Source organism: Nocardioides sp., assembly GCF_004803405.1.
GTDB lineage: Bacteria > Actinomycetota > Actinomycetes > Propionibacteriales > Nocardioidaceae > Nocardioides > Nocardioides vastitatis.
In genome coordinates, this window is the sequence record NZ_SSXI01000116.1 from 716 (window position 1) to 23,005 (window position 22,290).

Annotated in this window: 17 protein-coding genes and 4 pseudogenes; 8 read left to right on the forward strand and 13 right to left on the reverse strand. The window is 67.1% G+C overall.

Going from position 1 to position 22,290, the window contains the following annotated elements:
- Positions 1-261: pseudogene (locus tag E7Z54_RS08535) on the reverse strand (2-oxoacid:acceptor oxidoreductase family protein); the annotation flags it as partial.
- Positions 262-408: 147 nt separating this feature from the next.
- Positions 409-1,239 carry an oxidoreductase gene (locus E7Z54_RS08540; protein ID WP_136432830.1) on the reverse strand — a complete coding sequence of 277 codons (831 nt, stop codon included), beginning with the start codon at positions 1,237-1,239 and terminating at the stop codon, positions 409-411.
- A 144-nt stretch (positions 1,240-1,383) separates the two neighbouring features.
- On the opposite strand from E7Z54_RS08540, the gene E7Z54_RS08545 reads away from it, so the two are divergent.
- The 5 genes from E7Z54_RS08545 to E7Z54_RS24000 all read left to right on the forward strand — a co-directional run bounded on the left by E7Z54_RS08545 (position 1,384) and on the right by E7Z54_RS24000 (position 4,948).
- The gene (locus tag E7Z54_RS08545; RefSeq protein WP_276606215.1) at positions 1,384-1,920 is read left to right on the forward strand and encodes a TetR/AcrR family transcriptional regulator; all 537 of its coding nucleotides are present in this window, start codon (positions 1,384-1,386) and stop codon (positions 1,918-1,920) included.
- Positions 1,921-2,071: 151 nt separating this feature from the next.
- Entirely contained in the window at positions 2,072-2,995 is a 924-nt protein-coding gene (locus E7Z54_RS08550) for an MBL fold metallo-hydrolase (protein WP_206056084.1), read from the forward strand.
- A 78-nt stretch (positions 2,996-3,073) separates the two neighbouring features.
- Positions 3,074-3,400, forward strand: coding sequence for a hypothetical protein (locus E7Z54_RS08555; RefSeq protein ID WP_136432834.1), 327 nt, complete (start codon positions 3,074-3,076; stop codon positions 3,398-3,400).
- A gap of 773 nt (positions 3,401-4,173) precedes the next feature.
- Entirely contained in the window at positions 4,174-4,791 is a 618-nt protein-coding gene (locus E7Z54_RS08565) for a TIM barrel protein (RefSeq protein WP_240769591.1), read from the forward strand.
- Complete coding sequence (locus E7Z54_RS24000) at positions 4,772-4,948, forward strand: hypothetical protein (protein ID WP_240769592.1); 177 nt, start codon at positions 4,772-4,774, stop codon at positions 4,946-4,948. The genes E7Z54_RS08565 and E7Z54_RS24000 overlap by 20 nt, the downstream gene beginning before the upstream one ends.
- On the opposite strand, the gene E7Z54_RS24360 is transcribed toward E7Z54_RS24000, so the two are convergent.
- The 10 genes and pseudogenes from E7Z54_RS24360 to E7Z54_RS08615 form a co-directional block, all read right to left on the reverse strand.
- Positions 4,938-5,537 (reverse strand): DDE-type integrase/transposase/recombinase, encoded by a 600-nt coding sequence (locus tag E7Z54_RS24360; RefSeq protein WP_136432980.1) that lies wholly within the window; start codon positions 5,535-5,537, stop codon positions 4,938-4,940. The genes E7Z54_RS24000 and E7Z54_RS24360 overlap by 11 nt on opposite strands.
- A gap of 37 nt (positions 5,538-5,574) precedes the next feature.
- Positions 5,575-5,703, reverse strand: a pseudogene (locus E7Z54_RS24365) (IS3 family transposase); the annotation flags it as partial.
- A gap of 146 nt (positions 5,704-5,849) precedes the next feature.
- Positions 5,850-6,196 (reverse strand): annotated as a pseudogene (locus tag E7Z54_RS08580) (transposase); the annotation flags it as partial.
- 206 nt (positions 6,197-6,402) lie between these two features.
- On the reverse strand, positions 6,403-7,932 hold the full coding sequence (locus tag E7Z54_RS08585; RefSeq protein WP_136432838.1) for an LVIVD repeat-containing protein: 1,530 nt from the start codon (positions 7,930-7,932) through the stop codon (positions 6,403-6,405).
- A gap of 209 nt (positions 7,933-8,141) precedes the next feature.
- A complete protein-coding gene (locus E7Z54_RS08590) occupies positions 8,142-10,313 on the reverse strand; it encodes a hypothetical protein (RefSeq protein ID WP_136432840.1) in 2,172 nt (723 codons plus the stop codon).
- A gap of 111 nt (positions 10,314-10,424) precedes the next feature.
- Positions 10,425-12,608, reverse strand: coding sequence for a DUF6351 family protein (locus tag E7Z54_RS08595; protein WP_206056085.1), 2,184 nt, complete (start codon positions 12,606-12,608; stop codon positions 10,425-10,427).
- A 319-nt stretch (positions 12,609-12,927) separates the two neighbouring features.
- Positions 12,928-14,019, reverse strand: a complete 1,092-nt coding sequence (locus E7Z54_RS08600; protein WP_206056086.1) for a Gfo/Idh/MocA family protein — start codon at positions 14,017-14,019, stop codon at positions 12,928-12,930.
- A gap of 226 nt (positions 14,020-14,245) precedes the next feature.
- Positions 14,246-15,085: an alpha/beta fold hydrolase gene (locus tag E7Z54_RS08605; RefSeq protein WP_168798233.1), complete on the reverse strand. Its 840-nt coding sequence runs from the start codon at positions 15,083-15,085 to the stop codon at positions 14,246-14,248.
- 50 nt (positions 15,086-15,135) lie between these two features.
- On the reverse strand, positions 15,136-17,016 hold the full coding sequence (locus E7Z54_RS08610) for an ATP-binding cassette domain-containing protein (protein ID WP_136432845.1): 1,881 nt from the start codon (positions 17,014-17,016) through the stop codon (positions 15,136-15,138).
- Between the two features lie 2 nt (positions 17,017-17,018).
- The gene (locus E7Z54_RS08615; protein WP_168798234.1) at positions 17,019-18,206 is read right to left on the reverse strand and encodes a sugar ABC transporter substrate-binding protein; all 1,188 of its coding nucleotides are present in this window, start codon (positions 18,204-18,206) and stop codon (positions 17,019-17,021) included.
- Positions 18,207-18,429: 223 nt separating this feature from the next.
- On the opposite strand from E7Z54_RS08615, the gene E7Z54_RS08620 reads away from it, so the two are divergent.
- The 3 genes and pseudogenes from E7Z54_RS08620 to E7Z54_RS24370 form a co-directional block, all read left to right on the forward strand.
- Entirely contained in the window at positions 18,430-19,443 is a 1,014-nt protein-coding gene (locus tag E7Z54_RS08620) for a LacI family DNA-binding transcriptional regulator (RefSeq protein WP_136432849.1), read from the forward strand.
- A 23-nt stretch (positions 19,444-19,466) separates the two neighbouring features.
- Positions 19,467-21,083: an AMP-binding protein gene (locus E7Z54_RS08625; RefSeq protein ID WP_136432851.1), complete on the forward strand. Its 1,617-nt coding sequence runs from the start codon at positions 19,467-19,469 to the stop codon at positions 21,081-21,083.
- A gap of 127 nt (positions 21,084-21,210) precedes the next feature.
- Positions 21,211-21,291 (forward strand): annotated as a pseudogene (locus E7Z54_RS24370) (DUF255 domain-containing protein); the annotation flags it as partial.
- A gap of 263 nt (positions 21,292-21,554) precedes the next feature.
- On the opposite strand, the gene E7Z54_RS08635 reads toward E7Z54_RS24370, so the two are convergent.
- A complete protein-coding gene (locus E7Z54_RS08635; RefSeq protein WP_136432853.1) occupies positions 21,555-22,214 on the reverse strand; it encodes a hypothetical protein in 660 nt (219 codons plus the stop codon).
- Positions 22,215-22,290 lie beyond the last annotated feature (76 nt).

A 22,290-nucleotide genomic window follows, 5' to 3' on the forward strand; every position in this document is an offset into this window, starting at 1 on the left:
ATTGGCCTTCAACGCGGCCGGGTTCATCGCCACCAGGACGTCCGGCCGGTCACCGGCGGTGAGGATGTCGTGGTCGGCGAAGTGGATCTGGAACGACGAGACACCCGGCAGCGTGCCCTGGGGAGCGCGGATCTCGGCCGGGAAGTTCGGCAGCGTCACCAAATCGTTGCCGAACACAGCCGACTCCTGGGTGAACCGGTCACCGGTCAACTGCATACCGTCACCGGAGTCGCCGGCGAACCGGATGATCACCCGATCCAGCTGCTTGACCTGCTTGTGGCCGCCGGCCGGCGCTTCCGGAAGGAGGCGATTCGCCGGATCTCCTTCGACAGGGTTGTCCGTCCCGGGGGAACAGAACGCATGACCGTCCCCCTTGCTGGCGGCGAGATTCTTGGACGACTCGACGACTCAGGCGGCCAGACGGTTGAGCTTGCGGATCTGCTTGTCGAAAGCACGCCAGGGCACCAGGCGGCGCAAGGTGCTCGCCCGGGAGGCAGTCGCCCCGGCCGGGTAGCGCAGCCGGGGTTTGGCGTCGGTTGCCGCGGCGACGATCACCTTGGCCACGATGGTGGCGTCGTCAGCGTTTCGCATGGCCTCGGTCAGCACGTCGCGGATGATGGCCCGCTGGCCGGCGTAGACCGGTAGCGGTGAGTCGGACCAGGCCGTATTCGCCTCGAACGACGTGCTGGTGTACCCCGGTTCGACCAGGAGTACTCGGATGCCGTGCTCCCGGACCTCGTGGTCGACCGACTCCGAGTAGCCCTCGACTGCGTGCTTCGTCGCGGCGTACACCGCCATGTACGGCGCAGGAATCATGCCCAGGATGGAGGACACGTTGATGATCCGATCTCCGGACTGCGCGCGCATGTGCGGCAGAACGGCATTCGTCATGCGGATGGTGCCGAAGAAGTTTGTCTCGAAGACCGCTCTGATCTGGCTGATCGAGCTTTCCTCGGCGGCGCCGGCGAGACCCACACCTGCGTTGTTGACGAGCACGTCGACCCTGCCGAAGCGCGCGATGACCTCCGCGATGAAGGCCTCGGCCGACACCTCCCGCGTCACGTCGAGATCGAGCAAGGTCACGCCCTCGAGCGGGGCGGCCTGCGCCGCCTCTCTGCTGGTGCCCACCACGGCGAAGCCGGAATCAGCCAGTGCCCTCGCGGTCGCCCGCCCGATCCCCGAGGATGCGCCGGCCACGACAGCCACAGGCTGCTTCGTCTCTTGCAGGTGCTTCGCCATTGGTCCGCCATTGTCTGCCATCCGTAATATTACGGTCAGCAGACATTAGGCTAGTACTCGTGGTCCAACGCAACCCGGGTGACGAAGGGAAGGCCCATGGCTCGGTACGGTGCCGAACACTAAGAGGCGACCCGGCGTCGCATCATCGAGAGGGCAGGCCGTCGGTTCAAGAGCGACGGCGTCGAGCGGTCGGGCATCGCCACCCTGATGGCCGACGCGGGTCTCACCAACGGCGCGTTCTACGCCCACTTCGCGTCCAAGGACGACCTCGTCGCGACCGTGGTGACTGACCAGATGGAGTCCCAACGCGAGCGGTTCCGGGCTGAAGTGCTCGACGGCCGTGGGTTAGAGGCATACCTGCGCAACTACCTGTCGCCAGACCACCGCGACCACCCGGATGAAGGGTGTCCCTCGGCCGCTCTTCTCGAGGACATCGCCCGCGGAGCGGATGCAACGAAGCGTGCCTACACCGATGGGATCGTGGCGCTGGCAGAGGAGCTGGCGGGCGTCATCGATGCGTCCTCCTCGCTATCGGCGCGGGCGCTGAGCATCTTCGCCGCGATGATCGGGACCCTGCAGGTTACGCGCGCGATCGCAGACGACCAACTGGCGGATGAGGTGTTGTCGTGCGGGATCGACAACGCCAGCGCCCTGCTCGGGCAGCAACAGCGCCCGAACTGAGGACTGCTCTGTGGGACGAGTGTGCCCACCGCTGGTACCCGGATGCCTCGATGGTCCGGACCGCTTGCGCGCGATTGCTCTCGTGGCGACGCTCGACGGAGTGGTTCCAGGCAGAAAGCCGGGACGTCGGCAAGAGGAGCGCAGCCGCAGCGTGAACATCGACGACTTTGGTCGGAGCGACCTGGTGGAGGTCAGCGCTGGGGTCTTCGCGTACGTCCAACACGACGGAAGCTGGTGGATCAACAACACGGGCTTCCTGGTGGGATCGAGCGGCGTGATCAGTGTCGACGCCTGCTCGACGGAGGCGCGAACGAGGGCGTACCTCGACACCATCGGAACCGTCACGGATCAACCTGTGCGAACCCTGGTGAACACCCATCATCACGGTGATCACACCTTCGGGAACTACCTCTTCCCCACGGCGACGATCGTCGGCCAGGAGCGTTCGCGTGAAGCCCTGAAGGCGTGGGGGCTGCCCCGTTCCGCGCCCTACTGGACCGAGGTGGAGTGGGGCGACGTCGAACTGTCCCCGCCCTTCCTCACCTTCAAGGACTCGATCACGCTGTATGCCGACGATCTCAAGTGCGAGGTCAGGCACCTCGGCCACCCGGCTCACACGGACAACGACTCGGTCCTGTGGTTGCCCGAACGAGGCGTGCTGTTCGCCGGCGACCTGCTCTTCAACGGTGGCACGCCCTTCGTGTTCCAGGGTTCGATCGCGGGCGCGCTCGAGACGCTGGACGAGCTCGAGAAGCTTGGCGCCGAGACCATCGTGCCCGGACACGGCTCGGTGTGTGGGCCGGAGGCCTTCGGCCACGTCAGGCGCTATCTCCGATTCGTCCAGGGCGTCGCATCGCGCGGGGTGGCGGCCGGCGTATCGCCGCTGGAAGCCGCGCTGGACACCGATCTCGGTGAGTTCGCCGAACTCCTGGACGCCGAGCGGATCGTCGGCAACCTCTATCGCGCCTACTCCGAAGAGCGTGGTGAGCCCTGGGGCACACCGCTCGATGCGACGGCAGCACTCGCCGACATGGTTACCTACAGCGGTGGAATGCCGCTCACCTGTCACGCTTGAGGCCCGGCGGCGGTACGCCAGGCTTAGTGACCAGGGCGTACGCGTGCGGCAAGCCGCCCGCGGATCGCAGGAAATCGGGTGCTCATCACCGAGGTCGCCGCCACGGACTGGTGCACGCACCCGCCCGACGTGGACGTGCCGCGGCGGTCCGACCGCGACTTCATGCCCTTGCCCGACGCGACCTACGGCTTCACGCCGAGGACGGCCGCGAGGGGTTTCGGCAGGGCGCCGACGCAACTCGTGCAGCCAGTCCTGCCTTCGTCGACGCTGGCGTGGCACCTGGACCGATCGCTCACCCGCAGGACCCGTTCGTCCGGCGGGCTTTGGGAAACTCCGGTCGGCCCAGAAACGGCCCAAGAACCTCTCCGGCGGATTCTCGTCGCGACATGGGGCGACCTTGCATGACTCTGTCCGTCGGTGATCCGAACCTTGCTCTGACTGCTAGTTTGCAACTGCTAGGCCGTCGCCGCAGGCGCGTCGAGGCGGCACCAGACCCCGCGGAATCGAGCTACGGATCAGAAGCTTGACACCTGGGCCCCGGCGTCCACTCAGAGGCAGGACCAGATCGTCGACCTGCGGCAATGCATGAACTACCCGCCCCGGTCTGGGCGGCTCCCGGCTGAAGCTTTCCTAGAAGCGGCCCAGAAATGATCGGCCCCAATCGGGATCCCACTTGTCGACGCGACAAAGTGGCCTCCGATTCCGGGGAAGTCGGTGTGCATACCGCGCGCTCGTCAACGAGTTCGCTGGCAACGGCAGGGCCGCTGACGCGGCCGACTTTTACCAATCGTTCTTGGTCGTCCGCGGATTCCTGGGGGACGCTGAGGGGTGTGCGTGCCGGCTGGAGGGTCGGATCCGCATCGGGTGGGCTGGCTGGGTCGAAGGGCGGGTTTTCGATGTTTCTGCGGTTCTGTGATCGCTCGGGGTCCGGGAGATGACGTAGGTGACTGTCATAGTTCATGTCGCCACGAGTGAGGACCGGATGAGTCAGCAGGCGATCAGGCAACAGGCGCGGCGTGCGGCGCGGGAGACGGCTGTGAAGCGGCGGCGCGAGCGCGAGGAGCAGGAGCGTCGGGTGATCGACTTGGCCGAGCGGGTCATGATCGCGATCGGTGAGCGCGACGCTTCGGTGGCTGAGACCGAAAAGCGCGCGGGTGAGGCGCTGCGGGTGCTCGGAGATGGTGTACCTCGACGAGCCGCACCTCGACCGTGTCAAGCGCATCCACGATGCCGGCTTCGCGGTCGAGATCTGGGACTGGACGGCCAAGGACGCCGCCGCACTGGCCGCGACCGGTGCGCGGTTCACGTCGATGACCGGGTATGTCGGCGGGGACCTGACCAGCCCCGACGGAGCTGCTGCGCTGCTCGCGTCGGCGGCGGAGTCGATCGAGTTCGCCCGACGGATCGGTGCCCCCGCGCTGAACCTGCATGGGACCGGCCTGGGGGAGGGTGGACTCCCGGTCCGGCCAGTGGAGGTCGTGACGGGCGAGATGTGGCTGGCCGCGCTGCGGACGCTCGAGCGGGTGGCCGAGCTCGGGGAGCAGCACGAGATGACGTTCGTGCTCGAGAACCTCAACACCGAGGTGGACCACCCGGGTACGCCGTTTGCCCGTGCGGCAGACACGCTCGCGCTGGTGCGGGCAGTCGGTAGTCCGCGCCTGCGCATGAACCTGGACCTGTACCATGCGCAGATCGGCGAGGGGAACCTGATCGAGCTGATCCGCCGCGCGGCGCCGTACGTCGGTGAGGTGCAGGTCGCGGACGTGCCGGGACGCTGTGAGCCCGGGACGCTGTGAGCCCGGGACCGGGGAGATCGCCTGGTCAGCGGTCGCTCTGGCGCTAGCCGAGGCCGGGTACGACGGGGTGGTGGCGATGGAGGCCTTCGCCAGCCGGCCCGGAACGGCCGGCACCGACGCAGCGCTCGCCGCGTTCCGGGACGCGTTCACGTTGTAGCCGGCCGGCGCCCCGGCGGTGTCGGTGTGGTCGTGCTGGAGCCCCGATCGGTGTGCCGGTACGATCTCGGCGTCGGGGGAGGGGCGGGTGAAGCAGAACTCCAGAGCGAGCCGGAGGATGCAGCGCGGACTGCGACATTGCGCGGGAGTCCTTGAGTGAATCGCACTGGGTTTTCGCTCCTATGCGTTCCCTTGGCCAGCGAGTGCTGGCTGCGGTGATTCTTGGGCAGCGTAGTACGCGGCCTCGACCTCGAGCGGGGTTTCGCGCCGAGTTCTCCGATCCGGTCGGTGTAGACGATCGAGAGGTAGTTCGATCCATGATCGGCATGGTGGACCAGCCCCGTCAGGTCGACTGCACCCTCGCGTCGGGCGTCCCAGGCGGCCATGTCGAGGGCCTGTAGCGTGAGGATGTCGGCCTTCAACGTCGCGGCGACGTTCCGCCCGGCGATCCGACGGGAGTAGACGTCCGTAACGAATGCGACGTAGGCGAACCCCGACCAGGTCGCGACGTAGGTGATATCGGCAACCCATAGCCGACGCGGCGCGCGTGAAAGCGGCGCGCTGGACCAGGTCGGCCGGCTTGGTCGCAGCGGGGTTCGGCTTGGTCGTGAACACCTTCTTGGAGCGCTTCACGCCTCGGACGCCGGCAATCTTCATGAGGCGTGCGGTCTGGTCGCGGCCGACCTCCCAGCCTTGGCGCCGCATCAGGGCGTGCATCTTCCGCACTCCGTGGACGCCGTAGTTCTCCGCGTGCAGCCGGACGACTTCGGGGACCCAGCAGGTCGTCCTTCAACGTCCGTGCCGAGGGCGGACTGGTCTTCGCGGCCCGGTAACCGCGGGCGGTGATGAACCCACGAACTGCCGGGCGCAGCACCCGGCAGATGGCCTCGACCCCGAAACTGATCCTTGTGCTCGTCGATGTAGCGGATCATCTCGTCGTGGGGCGGTCGAGCTCCTTGGCGAAAAACACTGAGGCGGACTTCAAGATCTCGTTCGCTCGGCGAAGCTCGGCGACCTCACGCTTGAGACGCTTGATCTCTTCGGCCTCTTTAGTCGTGGTGCCGGGCCGCTTGCCGGCGTCGACCTCGGCACGGTGGACCCACAGCCGCAAGGTCTCGGTATTCATCCCCAACAGTCCCGCGACGTGCCGCAGTGCGGCGGTCTCGTGCGGGTGCTCGGGCCGGACCTCGGCGACCATCCGCACCGCCCGCTCGCGCATCTCGTTCGTGTATCTGGCCATCGTTCTCATCCTGACTGATCAAGCGGAACGAAACCCAGCGCGATTCAGAGGCCGCAACCAAGAGGCTCGGTCGACGGCGAGCACTAGCAGAGCGTTCAGCCCCAGCGGCTACGCACGCTGTGGCTACGGTCAGGTCGGCGACCGAACGGACCTCGTTGTCGGTTGCCCACCCGTACCCGGAACCCGGCGATGGTGAGTGCGTGCGAGCAGGCCAATCATCGCTTCCGCTTCTGATACCGGGGCGCTGCTGGGGCAGGCTTCCCGATTCCGTCGAAGGTGGCGGTCGAACATGACGAGCCTGGGTTGTAGTGGGCGAAATAGTGGTCGTCGAACTCCGGACACTTCTCGCTGTCGCGGAACGGCCAGACGCCGTCTCGGAACCGCAGCACGAAGAGGCCGGCGAGGTCATGGGTGAACCAGATCTCACCGCGTTCGGCGCGGACCACGGGACGTGCGGACGTGCCCAGCGCGCCATTGATCCCGGGGTTGAAGTAGCCGATTTCTACGGGGTGGTGGGGATCGCGGATGTCCAGCACCCGCAGGCCCGCGGCGAACCAGGAGCAGACGAGAATGGTCGGGTCATACAGCCGGTCTGGAGCGCAGTGGTGCACGCTGTAGCCGAGCCCGTTCGCCGCTCCCTCGCCCGTCACGTCCTGGCAGTGCTCGGGGAGATGGACCTCGAGCAACGCCGTGGAGACCAGTCTCGGGCGAGACTCGTCGGCCAGATCGAAGATCCGCGGGTACCCGAAGTTGGCCCAGTTGTCGTCCTCTCGACTGCAGTCGGCGGCTCCGGAGCGCTCGCCGTACTGGATGAGGTAGGGGTGCCCGTCGTAGGTGACGCGGTACGCACCTTGACACCATTGGTTGTCGCCGAGGGGAACTTGCGCCAGCACGCCGGCTTGGGGACCAGGCTGTCGCGTCGCCACGCTGGTCGTGTCGAGGACCAGGAGGGCATCCTTCGGCGGAGCTTCCTGCTGACAGACGTATGAGCGCGTTCCGTCCTCGGTCGTGAATCCGCCGTGGGTCTGTGCTTGGAGCATCCACGACGACATGAGCCGGGGCTGTTCGGGGTTGATGATGTCCACGGGAAAGAGGCTCGGGAGCAACGCGACTCCGTCGGTGTTCCTGGTCGTGCTCGCGTAGTAGGTGTTCCCATCGGGGGCGAACCACCCCTCGTGCCCCTTGGCGGGCAGGATCTGCGCGCTCGACAGGAGCCGCGGATGGCGGCAGTCCTTGGTGAGGTCGTAGATGTCGATGAACGGCTTGGGCTCGCCTGCTGCGACGAGGAGTCCGCGCTTGGCGTTCACCCGCAGGGACTCCCACGGATCGAGCATGGCGGGAGTTGCCAGAACATCCGTCGGCACGGGATGCGCCGGATCCGCCACGTCCAGCACCAGAACGCCGCCAGCGCCCCCCTCACGCGCCACATAGGCGCAGTCCTGGTAGGTATCGAAGCCGGCCCAAGCGGTGGTCGGGAACCGACCGACGACCTCCAGGTTGCACGTGTAACCCTCCGCCGCCCGACCCGTGAGGAGATCTTGTTTGGGCACGCGACCTTGCAGGTCGGTCTCCGGACGGTCGCCCGGGCGACACGGCAGTCGGGGCACGGCGGCTCGCTCCGGGAACACCACCTGCTCGCCCGTGGACAGGGTGTTGCCACCCGCAGTCGGCAGTCCCGCAACCAGCAGTGCCGCGACTCCGGCGACCAGGCTGAGAACGACGTGGCGCCTTTGTCGACGCCTCACCTGAGCCGGTGTCTCTGCAGCGTTCACGGACCGTATCGGTTCGATCGACATGTGCTTCTCCCACACCTAGAGGTCGTCCGAGATGGGTCGGAGACTCCGAGCTCGACTCCGTCGAGTGGTCGCGAAGACCGCACCATGCTTGTCCATCCGTCGCTCAAGCTCCGCACCCAGCAGGTCCGATCTGGTCGCACTGCCTTCGTGGTCCCTCGTCATTGCTCAGCGTTCACGGTGCGGTTGCAGCGGTCGCCCCGCAGGGTGACCTTGAGCGGGCCGTCCGTCTTCACATTGACCCTGGCATCGCAGGTCACGCGCGCCCGGTCGACATCGATGGTGACCGCGGAGAGGTTGGTCGCGGTGACGTCGAGGACGTTCCTGGGCTCCGCCGGTGGCGCTGGGCCCCAGTCACGGGTGACGCGCTCGTACGGAAGCGAGCCGGCCTTGGTGGCGCCGGCGGACTGCTCTTGACCCAAAGCTGCGGAGTCACCGGTGGGGAAGCCGTGGGACACCACGTCGATCGTCCCGAACGTCGAGGCCTCGTCGCGCAGCGTCAGTCCTGACAGCCAGTAGGCGTGGTCGGCGTCGATCCCATACTGCGGCTCGTGCATCGCAGCGTTGAGCACGTAGGTGACCCGCCGGGGGTTGCGGTCGACAGGCCCCTGCCGCGCCATGAGGGCCGCAAACTGGTCAGGAACGTAGTGCCGGTACTCGGCATGGCCGGCGGCATCGACGCCGCCGAACCACCAGTAGTCGTAGCGGTAGCCGAGCTGGTCGAGCGTCTCCATGCTGAAGCTGGTGTTCTGAATCGACACCACCGGGTCGGTCGTACCGCTGGTCGCCAGTACCGGCACGTGCCGAAGGTTGGCGAACATCCGCCAGGCGTCGCCGCCCCGGCCGGCGGGACTCACGAGGGGCGGCACGCTCAGCGATGCGGTGTTGATGCCGACATTGGGGAAGATGCCGTTGTACAGGTCGGGGAACTGCACCCCCAGCTTGTAGGTGCCGAACCCGCCCATCGACGATCCGGTCTGGACGACGTACCCGGGGGCCAGGTCGTAGCGAGCGGCGATGTCGGCCCAGACCTCGAACACGTCGGCCGCAGCGAGCCCGTGGTACCAGTACGTCATGCCGCGCGCATTGGGCAGCACCATGATCGACGGGCGTCCCTGCTCAGCGAACATCCGCCACGTCTGCAGCGGCGGGTTGGGCGGCCCGGTCTCGAAGTGGTTGTGGTTGGAATCCGCGCCGTGCAGGTTCACGACGAAGCCGTAGCCGTCCGCCGGGCGCGGCGTCGCAGGGACATACACCGTGTACGGCTGCAGCCGTCCGGAGAACTGCGGCGTGCACTGGGGAGGGTCGCACCGGAAGTCTCCGGTGATCCCGCCCCCGGCGCTGTTCCCACGACCTTGAGTCGGCTCGAAGTGGCTGACCAATATGCGGTTCATCGGCCCGCTCGACGGCACACCGCCCGGCTGGTCGACCAGGTCGTCGTCGGTTCCTACCTTGAGTTTGGTGAAGTCCACGGTCGCGTACAGGCTGCTCAGGTCGCCCGCAGCGAGGGCGATGTTCTGGCTCTCGTCCATCCAGGTGTTCTTCACCCATGGCCCGGGCGTCCGGAACGCGACGTTGAAGAATGCTGGCCGCTGCGGATCCGGCCGCAAGTACCTGCCAGTGCCGGTGTCCCACAGGCCGGCCGCGGCGGCGATGCGCACGTTGCGCTTCCTGCGCGGATCGAACGCGGAATAGGGCACTTCGACATGAATCTGACGACGCCGGAGGTCTGTGACCACAGTCGGGCGCTGGGCGAGGGTCTCGCCGTCGGCGGCCCGCACGATGTCACCGCCGCAGCCGTGCACCGTCACGAACACCTCGCCAGGCGCGACCGCGCCGGCGCCATGAGGCAACTCGAGGGCGGTGTTCGAGTCACCCAGCGCGATGGTCGCCGCGACCGCGTCGACATCCAGCATGGAGTTGTAGGTCAGCCGAATGCCGAGCGACCGTGCCAGCGGCTTGATACGCACCTCCACCAAGTCGGCGGCGTTGCCGGCGTAGCGCTCCGGCTCGTCGGGATAGGTCAGCGCGCGGTCGTCGTACAGGAAGTCCTGGTACACGAACTCTCCGTCGCGATACGAGCGCGCGCCCGAGATCATGATCGGCTCGGCGCGCCACGGCCCGGCGTTCTCCAGCTGCGGCGTGGACGCTAGCGGTGCGTGCAGGATTGCAGGGCCTGCTGTGGCGGGTGGCAGCGAGGACCGGTTCGACGGTGGCCGATACCCGGTCCCGTTGTCGGCAGGGCTCGAGCCGCAGGCCACCGTACCTCCGGCGGCCGCCTGGGGTACGGCGAGCAGTGCAAGAGACACCGCCGTGGCCAGAGTGAGCCGCACGACGGACCTGTAACGGGCCCTGGCGTCACCCGACGCAGGCAGGCGCAGCGTCTGGCCGAGGTGACCCATACGGGGGTTCTTCGGGCGTGGCATGGTCGGTTCTCCTGATGATCAGCGGATCGGCGACGACGTCGGTGGCGGTCCTAGGGGTCGGCCGCCAGGGCCGTCGGTGAAGGACATCCACGGCAGGGATGGCTGATGCCCCACGGGAGGTTTGCGGTAGTCGCACACGCCGTCCGCAAATATGCTCTCGAGGCGGTTCCACTGCGCGTTGGTGAAGTCGACGGTGTAGTCGTCGCGGCTCAGCGGTTCGAGCTGACACTTCAGGACGTTGTCGGTCAGCGGTCCACCGGCGGCGATGCGCGGTGTGCCGTAGTAGGGGAACGCCGTACGGCACACCGACGTGTCGGTGATCTTCCGCTCGCCGATCCAGCAGGCGTCGACGGCGTCGGCGGGACGGTTCGCGACGACCTTCTCCTCGAGCGGGATGTCGCGTTCATCCCTTTCGATGGCGCTGAGCCAGCGGTCCATGAGTGCCAGCGATTCCTCGCCGGGGACGGTCATGCCCTGCCAGATGACGTGATTGCGGGCGTGGCCGTTGGCTTGAACCAGCCGTTCCCGGAGGACCTCGCTATGCACCGGCGTGTGGATCTCGACATTGGCCGGGAAGGGCAGGTCGATGATGGGGACCTTCGCCGTCTCACGCGGATAGGTGACTTTGCCCGCGCGGTATGCCGTGACCAGCGCCGCTGGATCCGCCTCGATCCGCTGCGGCTGCCAGTTCCAGTCGATGTCGAGGCCGCCGACCTTCTCGTTCAGGTCGACGAACTGCTCCGGCGTGATGAGCCCGGACTCGAGGGCGGTCAACCCGTACTGGACGCCGACGTTGTCGTACGGACGGTTGGCGAACCCGCGTCCGATTGCCTTCTCGTTCGGGCCCCACGATTCGGGTGCGCGCCGGCCCCAAACCGACACGGCGTAGTCCTGCAACGTGCACCGCTCACCCTCGAGGTTCTCGGTCGGGTGGTACACCCAGTCTGGCCGAGTGCTGACCAGTCCGCCGGTCGGACCGCCGCCGAGGCAGCCCGCGAAGTTGTCCGGGTCGAACCACAGTCTGGCGTAGGCACTGGTGACGGGAAGGTCCCACAGGGAGCGGCACGTCGTCACCGACTGGTAGCCCGCCACGAACGCCTGCTGCTGAACGGCCAGCCACAGGTGGGGCGAGGTCTGATCGAAGTAGCGGTCCAGCAGGTAGCAGTCCTCGGCCTCCTGAACGGTCTCCCAGATGTCGGGATAGGTGGCGCACGGCTGGATGCCGTCGAGCAGCCCGGGGTAGTTGGCGGCGATCCAGTTCTGCTGCATCGAGCCGCCCGAGCAGCCCATGCCGATGGTGTAGCGGATCTCACCGTAGGTCTCGACGAAGTGCTCCTTGAGCATCATGAGCGCCTCGGCTGAGACCACGTCGTTGCAGTTCTGGCCGAGCACGTTCAGATTGGACATCGCGACGGCGAAACCCCGGGAGAGGGCCATGTCGTTGAGGACGCCGCCGACGACCCCGTCGGTGGGTTCCCCCTGCGAGTGGCGGGGCTGGCAGTCGCCGCCGAAGGGCACCAGCAGCTTGCCGTTGAACCCCCGCTGCGGGGCCCAGGGTTGCCACGGGCGTGACGGGTCGTACAGGACAGCGATGTCGTAGATGCCCCGATCCATCACCCCGCGCTCACGGCGAACCACGTAGGGGACCCGCTGGCCCTGATCAGTGGTGGTGTACGACATGTCCGGCGGCGGGTTGGCCGGGTCGTACGCCGAGAACTGGCCAGACACCGAGGACTTGTAGAACAGCTCGAACTTCGCGGGCGTGGTGCATTGCGCATCCGCCGAGGGCTGGAGCCCGTAGGTCTCGGTGTCACAGTTCCACGGTTGCACCTGCGGTCCCGCGAACACCGGGCCGCCCGCCGGACGGTTGGTGATCACGATCCGTGCCCCGCCGCCGGGCGCGCGCGCGGTCAGCGTGTTGCCTCCGTCGCGCAGCCCCTCCACCACGCCGAGGAACCGGCCGCCTGAGCGGACCCCGAACGCCGATGTGACGTCACGGCCGTCAAGGTCGACGCGCACCTTGGCCGGATCGGTCTTGGTCGGCAGCACCACTTCGACGAGGGCGTCCCCTCCGGAGACCAGATCGGCCCGGTTGGACAGGACCTCCACCCTCACTGCAGCGTCCGACCGCGCGCCCGCGACAGCGGCGACACCAGCGGACGAGGTGACCATGACGATGACCGCGCCAAACGCGGTCACCATCCCGCGAACTCTGCGTAGCCTCATTGCCCTGCTCCTCGCTCGGTTTCGTGGCCAGGACCGGTAGTCCCGGTAGTTCGCAGGCAGATACCACCTTTGGAGGGTGTGGCTTCTTCGGATTGAGCCGGGCCCGCGGGCGAAGGCCGCCTCCGCCGCCACGTACCGGCTCCGGCGTGTCCGAAGTCATTCCCAGAGGTGTGGAGGCGTCGACAGCCGGTATCAGCTCGGCCGCTGTCACGGGCCAGTTCGGTCAGCTTCTTCGCGCCAGACTGAGGGATCACCACCGCGAGGACCTCGATGAGCTCGTCGGTTCCAAACTGTCTCATCGAAACTCCGTTCCCTTGCCTGGCCCGAGGGCGCCGGCGGGCTTGAGCGGATCCTGAGTGGCGTCCGCGTGGTCGACGTGCTGATACAGGTCAGGTGCCGCACCGGGTCGCACTGGTTCCCTGGCACCTGTCGACAGGGACTTGACGCCCGCGTGAGCTGCGACGCTTGTCACGTAGCCGTCCCAGGCGCTGGGACCCTCAACTCGTCCAGCCGCGGCAGCGTGGACCCACGCGGCCAGCTCGGCGCGGTACGCGTCTTGGAAGTAGGCGACGAAGTCACTGTGGATTGGGCTCTCGAGTCGGCCGGTGGTGCGGGTGCTGACCGCCGCCTGCGGCTGCAGACAGGAGCTCCCGTTCGTTCCTACGACCTCGCAGCGGACGTCGTATCCATAGGCCGCGTTCACGAAGACCTCGACGGTCGCCATGACCCCCCCACGCGTCCATACGGTGGCCATCTGAGGATCGCGGAAGCCCTCCATGATCGGTGACTCGACGCGAATGCTCTCGACCTGGTCGTCAAGAAGCCACGCGATGGTGTCCAGCTCGTGGATCATGGAGCCAGTGATCAAGCCGGCGTCGTCGATGCTGGTGGAGGACGATGCGTTGCGATGAACCGCATGCAGGAGCCGAACATCGCCAAGCTCGCCGAGCTCGATAACCCGGCGCAGTTCCAGAAAGCCAGGGTCGAACCGTCGCATGAACCCGACCTGGATGAGCCTGCGACCGAGGGCGACCTCGGCCTCGACGAGGGACAGTGCCTCCTCGGGGGTGACGGCCAGCGGCTTCTCACACAGAACGGGCTTCTCGACCTCGACACATGCGCGGACCAGTTCGGCATGCGTTGAGTCCGGCGAGGCGATGACAACGGCGTCGACATCGCTCGCTGAGATCAGCTCCTGGGTGGATGGCGATGCCCAAGCGTCATGCGGCCCTGCCACGGCAGCCGCTCGGGCGCCGTCGACGTCGAATACGTGGGTTACTCGGGCAGCGGGCACGCTGCTCGTCAGGGTGCGCACGTGAACTGAGCCCATGGCTCCGGCGCCGATGACACCGACGCGCAATGGTGGCCGGTAGCGGTGTTCTGTCATGTCCAGACCTAGGGCTAGTTCGCAATGGGGAAGATGAAGTAAGCCTGCTGGTGTTCGCCGTGGTCGACGGGCGGCCAGCGCGAGGTCACCGCCTTGGCGCGCCACGCGCGTGACGCAGGGGCTGCCCCCTTGGTCGGGACGCGACATGACGTTCCTCCCGGACTCACGGGAGGGAGATGCACCTGGGGTTCTCAAGGCGGAGCCCAGGTGTTGGTTGGTTCGCCAGCTAGGCATGCGTGTGGACGCGTTCCTGCGCGCGGCTGATGTTGCGGGTGATGACTCGCACGTAGTCCCCGAACAGCGACGGGACCAGTTGATGGCCCATGTCGGCGTAGGTATGGAGCTCGGCGCCCGGTACGGCAAGGGCGGTGGCGTACCCGCCGCTGGTGTCGATGAGGCGGTCGGCGAGTCCGTGGAGTACGGCGGTGGGCACGTTCACCTGTCGCAGTCCAAGTGTCCGGTCCGGGGAGCTACGGACTGCCGCCATCTGTCGGTCGGCCCCCTCCGGGCAATAGCACCGGTCGTAGGTGGCCTCTGCGTGGGCGCGGATCCACTCCGGGGTGTATTCGGCGAGACCGCAGAGGCTCTCGCGCTCGATGTACTGCGCGATCGCGCTCTCCCGCTCGGTCGCGGGCTCCTGCTCCCGGATGGCCCACACCTCGGGATCGTCGCCGAGGTGCTCGATGCTGGGCGCGGAGTAGATCGAGCACAGGCTGAGTACGCGCATCGGGTGGTCGATGGTCAACTGCTGGGCGACCATGCCCCCCATCGACTGGCCCACGACGTGGGCTGCGTCGATCTCGAGAGCGTCCAGGAGTTCGGCGACGTCGTTCGCCATGTCCGAGATCTCGTAGTGACTTCCGGACTGCCACTTGGTGGACAGCCCGACGTCCCGGTTGTCGAAGAGGATCAACTGGAAGCCCTGCTCGATGAGCAGGTGCCTGAGTTCCGGGTGCCAGGACGTCAACTGGGCGCCCTGGCCGGCGATGAGGACCAGCGGAGGTGCTGCCGGGTCGCCTTCGAGCTCGTAGTAGAGCCGGAGGCTGGGTGTCTGTACGTGCGGCACAGTCGGGTCTCGCTTCAGGTTCGGGGCGGGCCAGGCCTGGGCATGAGTCGTCAGGAGGTGGCCAGCTGAGTCGGCTTCTCGGGCTGTTCGGTGTCGACCAGACCGGCCATCAGGTGGACGAGCTTCTGCGGCGTCATGTCCTTGGCCCGCGCATCCGCCACGAGCGCACCCCGGTTCAGGATCACGTAGTGGTCGGCGACCTCCTGGACGATGTCGATGTCGTGGCTGACCAGGATCACTGCCGCACCTGACTCCGCGAGCTCCTTGATCAGAGCAACCACGTTGCGGGTCTGGTGCACGCCCAGGGCCGCGGTCGGCTCGTCCAGAAGGACGATCTTGACGTCCTCGGACACCACGCGGCTGATGGACACCGACTGGCGCTGACCGCCGGAGAGGTCAGAGAGCGGCCGGAACATGTCGGACAAATTCACGCCGATCGACGCGAGCCGCTTCAGGGCGGCCTCTTCGGCGGCCTTGCGGTCGAAGACCCGGATCGGGCCGACGCGGATGCGTGACGGTTCGTTGCCGAGCGCCAGGTTGTAGGCGGCTCCCAGGTTCGGGCACACGGCCAGGTCCTGCCACACGGTCTCGAGGCCGGCTTCCCGCGGGTTGTCGGTCTTCTGCAGGTCCACCTCTTCGCTCTGGTTGATCAGGATGTCACCGGTGGTGGGGGGCAGGGTGCCGGCGAGGATCTTGATCAGCGTGCTCTTGCCGGCGCCGTTGTCGCCGAGCAGGCAGGTGACCTCGCCGTACCGGACGTCGAAGCTGATGTCGCGCAGCGCCTGGACGGCCCCGTAGTTCTTCGAGATGCCGTCGACCCTCGCCGCGAGTGTTCCCCGGCTGGGGGTATCGAGCTGCATTTCACCGAGCCGTGCGGCATGGGTCTTCGCCTTCCCGCCTTGGTCGGCCGTTGCGGCGGAGGTCCTCATCCGTGCGCGGTGTCGGGCGTACTGGTCGGCGGCGAGTGCCAGGAGCAGGATGCCGCCCTTGGCGATCTGCTGGTAGTAGTCCGCGAAGCCGAGGAACACCATGGCGGCGTCGATGGTGCCGAGCAGGAGCACACCGAGGAACACGCCCAGAGGACGGCCGGCGCCGCCGTTGAACGCGACGCCGCCGACGATGACCGCGGTGAGTGTCTCGAGCTCGAAGTTGACGCCGATGTCGGCGCTGCCGCTCTGGATCCGGGCAGTCGTCAAGACCGCCACGATGCCCATGGTGAAGCCCATGAACACGAAATCCGAGAGCATTGCACGATCAACATTGATGCCCTCGCTGCGGGCGGCTGAGGCGTTGCCGCCGATGGCGAAGCGGCGAACGCCCCCGGTGGTCCTGGTCAGCAGGAAGGCGCACACCGCGAAGTAGATGAGTGCGATGACCACGGGCGTGGGGATGCCAGCGAACCTGCTCAGACCCAACTCCAGAAACGTGGTCGGCAGGCCGAACACGGCTGAGGAGTCGGAGAAGGCGTAGGCCAGGCCGAAGTACACGAACGACAGGCCCAGCGTGACGATCAGCGGCGAGATGCTGAGCAGGCGAACGGCCACGCCGTTGACCAGCCCCACGACCGCACCGACGCCCAGTGCCACCGCGAGGGCGAGGACTGCCGACCCGGTGTCGCGGGCGACCAGGGCGCTCAGGACGCTGAGGAGGCTCAGCTGCCCACCGATCGACAGGTCGACGTTGCCGGCCACGACCAGCCGCATCATGGCCGCAGCGGCGATCAGCAGGCTGGAGACGTTGAGAATGATGGTCTGCAGGTTGGCCTCGGTGAGGAAGTTCGACGCTTCGGTCTGCACGTAGACGCTGACCATCACGATGAGGATCGCCAGTCCCCATCTGGTGGAGCCCCCACCCGGATGCGCGGTCGCCCGGTCGCGCCGGGAAACGCGGCCGAGCCGGGTCCTGCGCTCGGCATGGTGGACTGTGGACACCGTCAGGTCACCTTCCCGTCGAAGTACGTTCCCCGAGTCTCGTACGAGGTGCTTCCGTACAGGTTGAAGTACGTGCCCTCCGCGGTCTCGTAGACCGAGGCGGGGTCGGCGATCGACCTGTTGTACTCGTCGATGGCTTTCGGGCTGTCGATCGGGACCGCGGGGACGACCGCAAGCTGCGGGATGTTCAGTCCGTTCATCCACCGGTCGGACATGTCGGCGAGGAGCGTGCCGAGGATCGCGAAGTTGAAGGCGTAGGTGGCCTTGTAGGGGCCGCCGGACTTGACCTCTTCCACGGCCTGGGGGTCGCCGTTCACGCCGAACAGCGCCAGGTCGGGGTCCGAGCCGCGCCCGGCGGCGCGCAGGGCGGAGAGAGCGCCGAGGACCAGGGTGTCGCCGCCGTCGACGACGTTGACGTCGGGGTCCTTCTGCAGGATGGAGGCCATCGCAGTGTTTCCCTGCTCCTGGGTCTCAGGGTTGCCGGGGATGTCCGCGACGATCTCCACGCCGGGAGGCTTGTTCGCCATCACCTCGCGCCAGCCCTTGTCACGGGGCGCCACAGCCTCGTTGTAGTCGAAGTTGAAGTGCACGAGCTTGGCCTCGTTGTTGAGGTTCTTCGCGATGTAGTCGAGCACGCCCTCGGCCTGCTGCTTGCCGATCTCGTATTGACTGGCCGTCATCTGCAGGTGCGAGGGCATGTTGAACGCGAAGGTGCCGATGCCCTGGTTGATCGCGTTCTTGAGCACCGGGACCTGCGCCGCGGGGTTCAGGTCCTGGACGAACAGCGCGCCGACCTGGCGCTGCAGGAAGGAGTTCATCTGGGAGACGGCCTTCGCGCTGTTGGACACGTTGACCGAGACGAAGGTTTCCAGGTCCAGGGGCCTGGCGGCGGTCTGGGCGGCATCGGCGAACTGCTTGATGGCGCCCTCGACCTGGACCATGCACAGGCCGAGCTGGAACCCCAGCGGCGACTTCTCCCCGGCCTCGTCGGAGCGGACGAACTTGTCGGTGGGTCGCGTCTTCGTCGGCGAACCCACGCCCGATGCGCTGTCGCCACCCGTATTCACGCCGGACGAGCACGCGCTGCTCAGGCTGACCACGGTCAGCCCCCCGAGCAACCCAGCCCCTGCCCGGAGAAGTGAGCGCCGGTCCATGCCGGCCTGTCGCCCGAGTCCGTTGTTCCCGTCCATGTCTGCCTCCATGTTCGACCGGTGCCGGTATCGACGACCGTGTTAGCGCGCGCTAACGTCCGTCCCATTAGAGCGCGCTACTCTCGATGTGTCAACGGTCACTTTTGGCCCGGCGTGAACCGTCCGTCCAGGGGTGCTGTGTCGCTCTCAACAGAACTGTTAGAGCGCGCTACCATCCCAGTGCGTGCTGTGCCAGCTGACGAGTGCAGAAACGGAGGACGCCATGTCGGTTACCCAGGAGGACGTGGCAGTGCGGGCTGGTGTCTCACGCCCCTTGGTCAGTCTGGTGATGAGGAACTCTCCACGCGTCTCGCCGGAGAAGCGCGAAGCGGTGCTGCGCGCGGCTGAGGAGCTCGGCTATCGCCGCAACACGCATGCCGCGCAACTTGCAAGTCGACGAGCGATGATCCTGGGCCTGGCGCTGAACGAGCCCATGAACCCGGTCTACACCCGGGTGCTGAAGACGACCGAGACCCAAGCTGAGTCCGCCGGCTACGGCCTGCTGCTCTCGGTGAACACCGTCGGCCCGGAGTTCGAGCGTGAGGGGGTCGGGCACCTGCTCGGCCACCGGGTCGACGGCATCATCCTGCTCGGGACGAACTTGTCGTCGCAGGAAGTCGCGGAGCTGTCCGAGCAGGTGCCCGTGGTGGTCGCCGGTCGCAGGGTGATGGGCGCCGACGTCGTCTCGATCGACGACCGGGTCGGAGCAAACCTGGCCGTCCAGCATCTGATCGACCTCGGCCACCGCGACATCGCACATGTCGACGGCGGGCCAGGCCCGGGCGCCCGCATCCGCCGCCGCAGCTATGAGCACACGATGCGCAAGAACGGTCTCGCCCAGCACATCCGGATCGCCCGCGGTGACAACACCGAACCTGGGGGTGTGGTGGCGGCCGAGCAGCTGCTCGGGGGAGCGAACCCCCCCACGGCGATCTTCGCGTCGAACGACCTCGCCGCCATTGGGGTGCTCGCCGTCGCGCGGAGCCACGGACTGGCGGTCCCCGACGACGTCTCGGTGGTCGGGTTCGACAACACTCCGCTCAGCGGGTTCGCCTACGTCAACCTGACCACGGTCAACCAGCCACCGGAGGTCGGAGCGGCAGCCGTGGACATGCTGATCGAGCGGATCGACGACCCGGCGAAGCCGGTGACGACGCAACTGTTCAAGCCCGAACTGGTCGTCCGCGGGACGACGGCACCACTGGGCCGGGCCGACACCGCCGTTCGCGGAGTGTGAAGCCGACAGCTCGAGGAGGAACCATGGAGTCCTACGCCAACGGAGAGACCAGTCCGGCATTGCTGGAGGAGACGATCGGGGCGAACTTCGAACGAACCGTGGCCGCGCATCCGACCCGGGAGGCGCTCGTCGAGATCGCCAGCGGCCGGCGGTGGACGTGGGCGGAGCTCGACGCCGACGTGAACCGGCTGGCCCGGGGCCTGATCGCGGCCGGGGTCGCCAAGGGCGACCGGGTCGGCATCTGGGCGCCGAACTGCGCGGAGTGGACGCTGACCCAGTACGCCACCGCGAAGGTCGGGGCGATCCTGGTCAACGTCAACCCGGCCTACCGCACCCACGAGTTCAGCTACGCGGTCAACCAGAGCGGGCTGAGCCTGCTGATCGCGGCGACCAGCTTCAAGACCAGCGAGTACCGCAGCATGGTCGAGGAGACACGCGACCAGTGTCCGACGCTCGAGCGCGTCGCGTACCTCGACACCGACGACTGGGACGCGCTGGTGGCCGAGGGTGAGCCGCTGCCCGACGACGCCGTTGCCGAGCGGATGTCCACCCTCGAGCCGTCGGATCCGGTCAACATCCAGTACACCTCCGGGACGACCGGCTTCCCCAAGGGCGCGACCCTGAGCCACCGGAACATCCTGAACAACGGGTTCATCACCACCGAGCTGATCAACTTCACCGAGCAGGACCGGCTCTGCATCCCGGTGCCCTTCTACCACTGCTTCGGCATGGTGATGGGCAACCTCGGGTGCACCACCCACGGCGCCACCATGGTGATCCCGGCGCCGGGATTCGACCCGGAGATCACGCTGCGCACGATCGCCGAGGAGCGCTGCACCGGCGTGTATGGCGTCCCGACCATGTTCATCGCCATGCAGAACCACCCGAGCTTCGCGGACCACGACCTCTCCAACCTGCGCACCGGGATCATGGCCGGGTCGCTGTGCCCGGTGGAGGTGATGAAGCGGTGCATCGAGGAGATGCATATGGAGGAGGTGGCGATCTGTTACGGCATGACCGAGACCTCGCCCGTCTCCACCCAGACCCGCGCTGACGACGACCTCGACCGGCGTACCACCACCATCGGGAGGGTGCACCCGCACGTCGAGATCAAGGTGGTCGACTCACTGACGGGCCAGACGGTGGAGCGCGGCGAGATCGGGGAGCTCTGCACCCGCGGCTACTCCGTCATGCTCGGCTACTGGAACGAGTCGGAGAAGACCCGCGAAGCGATCGACGACGAGGGCTGGATGCACACCGGTGACCTGGCCGAGATGCGCGAGGACGGCTACCTCACGATCGTCGGCCGGATCAAGGACATGGTGATCCGCGGCGGGGAGAACGTCTACCCGCGCGAGATCGAGGAATTCCTGTACGCCCATCCCGACATCGAGGACGTGCAGGTGGTCGGGGTCCCGGACGAGAAGTACGGCGAGGAGCTCTGCGCCTGGATCAAGATGAAGGCAGATGCGGAGCCGCTGGACGCAGAGGGTGTCCGTGCATTCGCCACCGGCAAGCTCGCGCACTACAAGATCCCGCGCTACGTGATGGTTGTCGACGAGTTCCCGATGACCGTCACCGGAAAGATCCGCAAGGTCGAGATGCGGGAGATGTCGGCCGCCGAGCTCGGCCTCGCCTGACGTCGCTGCGCCGGCATCGGAAGGCTGTTGGTTCGGCGTAGGGCGACGTACTGCGCTGTCGCCCCGCGGTTCGGGTGCTGCACGGATCCGTCCGGCCCTTCGACGGGCACGGGCTAGCGTGGGGAGCATGCCGAATCGCCTGGCGTCTGCGACGAGCCCGTACTTGCTTCAGCATGCTCAGAACCCCGTCGACTGGTGGGAGTGGGGCCCGGAGGCGTTCGCGGAGGCGCGTCGCCGCAACGTGCCGATCCTGCTCAGCGTCGGGACGCCGCCTGCCACTGGTGCCACGAGGTCGACCGATCGACGGCTGTCAGCGGATCTAGACGAAAACCACAGGTCAGGGCGGGTACGGCGGCTCGCGCTGCTTCACGTTGTCCCGTCGTTGGACGCCGACTCCGCGGCCTCGTGTATCACTCTCTTGTATCACTCGGCGGCTAGTCGAACCCGCCAGCTTGCGCTGCCGCGTGTCGGTTACCGCGCCGCGAAGCCGTGCGGTCCGTTGAGCCGCATCAGTGCGCCAAATCGGTCGATACCTGCCATCGCTCCTCTGATGCTGCGATCGCCTTCGGCCGCCTTGATGGCGCGCGCGAGATTCGGACGATCCGTATGCAGGGAGCGCGCCAGCTCGGCAACCGATGCGCCTGGGTCGGCATCCGGCAGGTTGCCCAGCCGCGAGAACGCAGCCAGCCCGAACTTAAGTGAGTGGCGGGCTTGCTGCAGTTCGGCGTCCGCAGCCTCGCGCAGGAGCCAAGCCTGAGCGATGTGGGCGGCAATGGCGGGGAATGGCGCGATCTCTGGCGTCTCGATCCCGGCGACAAGCTTCTCGTCCGTGCCGCCGAACTCAGCCGCCAGTTCATGAACCCATTCCGAGTACTTCGAGTACGCGTCCAGCACATTGTAAGTGTGTGTGGCGTCGATCGCGCCGCCCGGCAAGGTGCGGATGATCTTCGATTCCTTGGCGCCAACTTCTTCTGGAATGAGGGCGACGACTCGGTCGCGCCAGCCGGCTACAGTACGAGCGCCCCCATTGCTCAGGCTCTGAGACAAGAACAGTCGGCGGGTGTCCGCTGTGACTTCCGACGACTCGTCGGTTTCGAAGAGGTAGATCCGAGGCGATCCTGTGGGACCCACTCGAAGTCATCGCCAACGGAGATCGCTCCTTCGTACAGCACGCGAGCGCCGGTTGCGGTCTGCCATGCGAGGACCC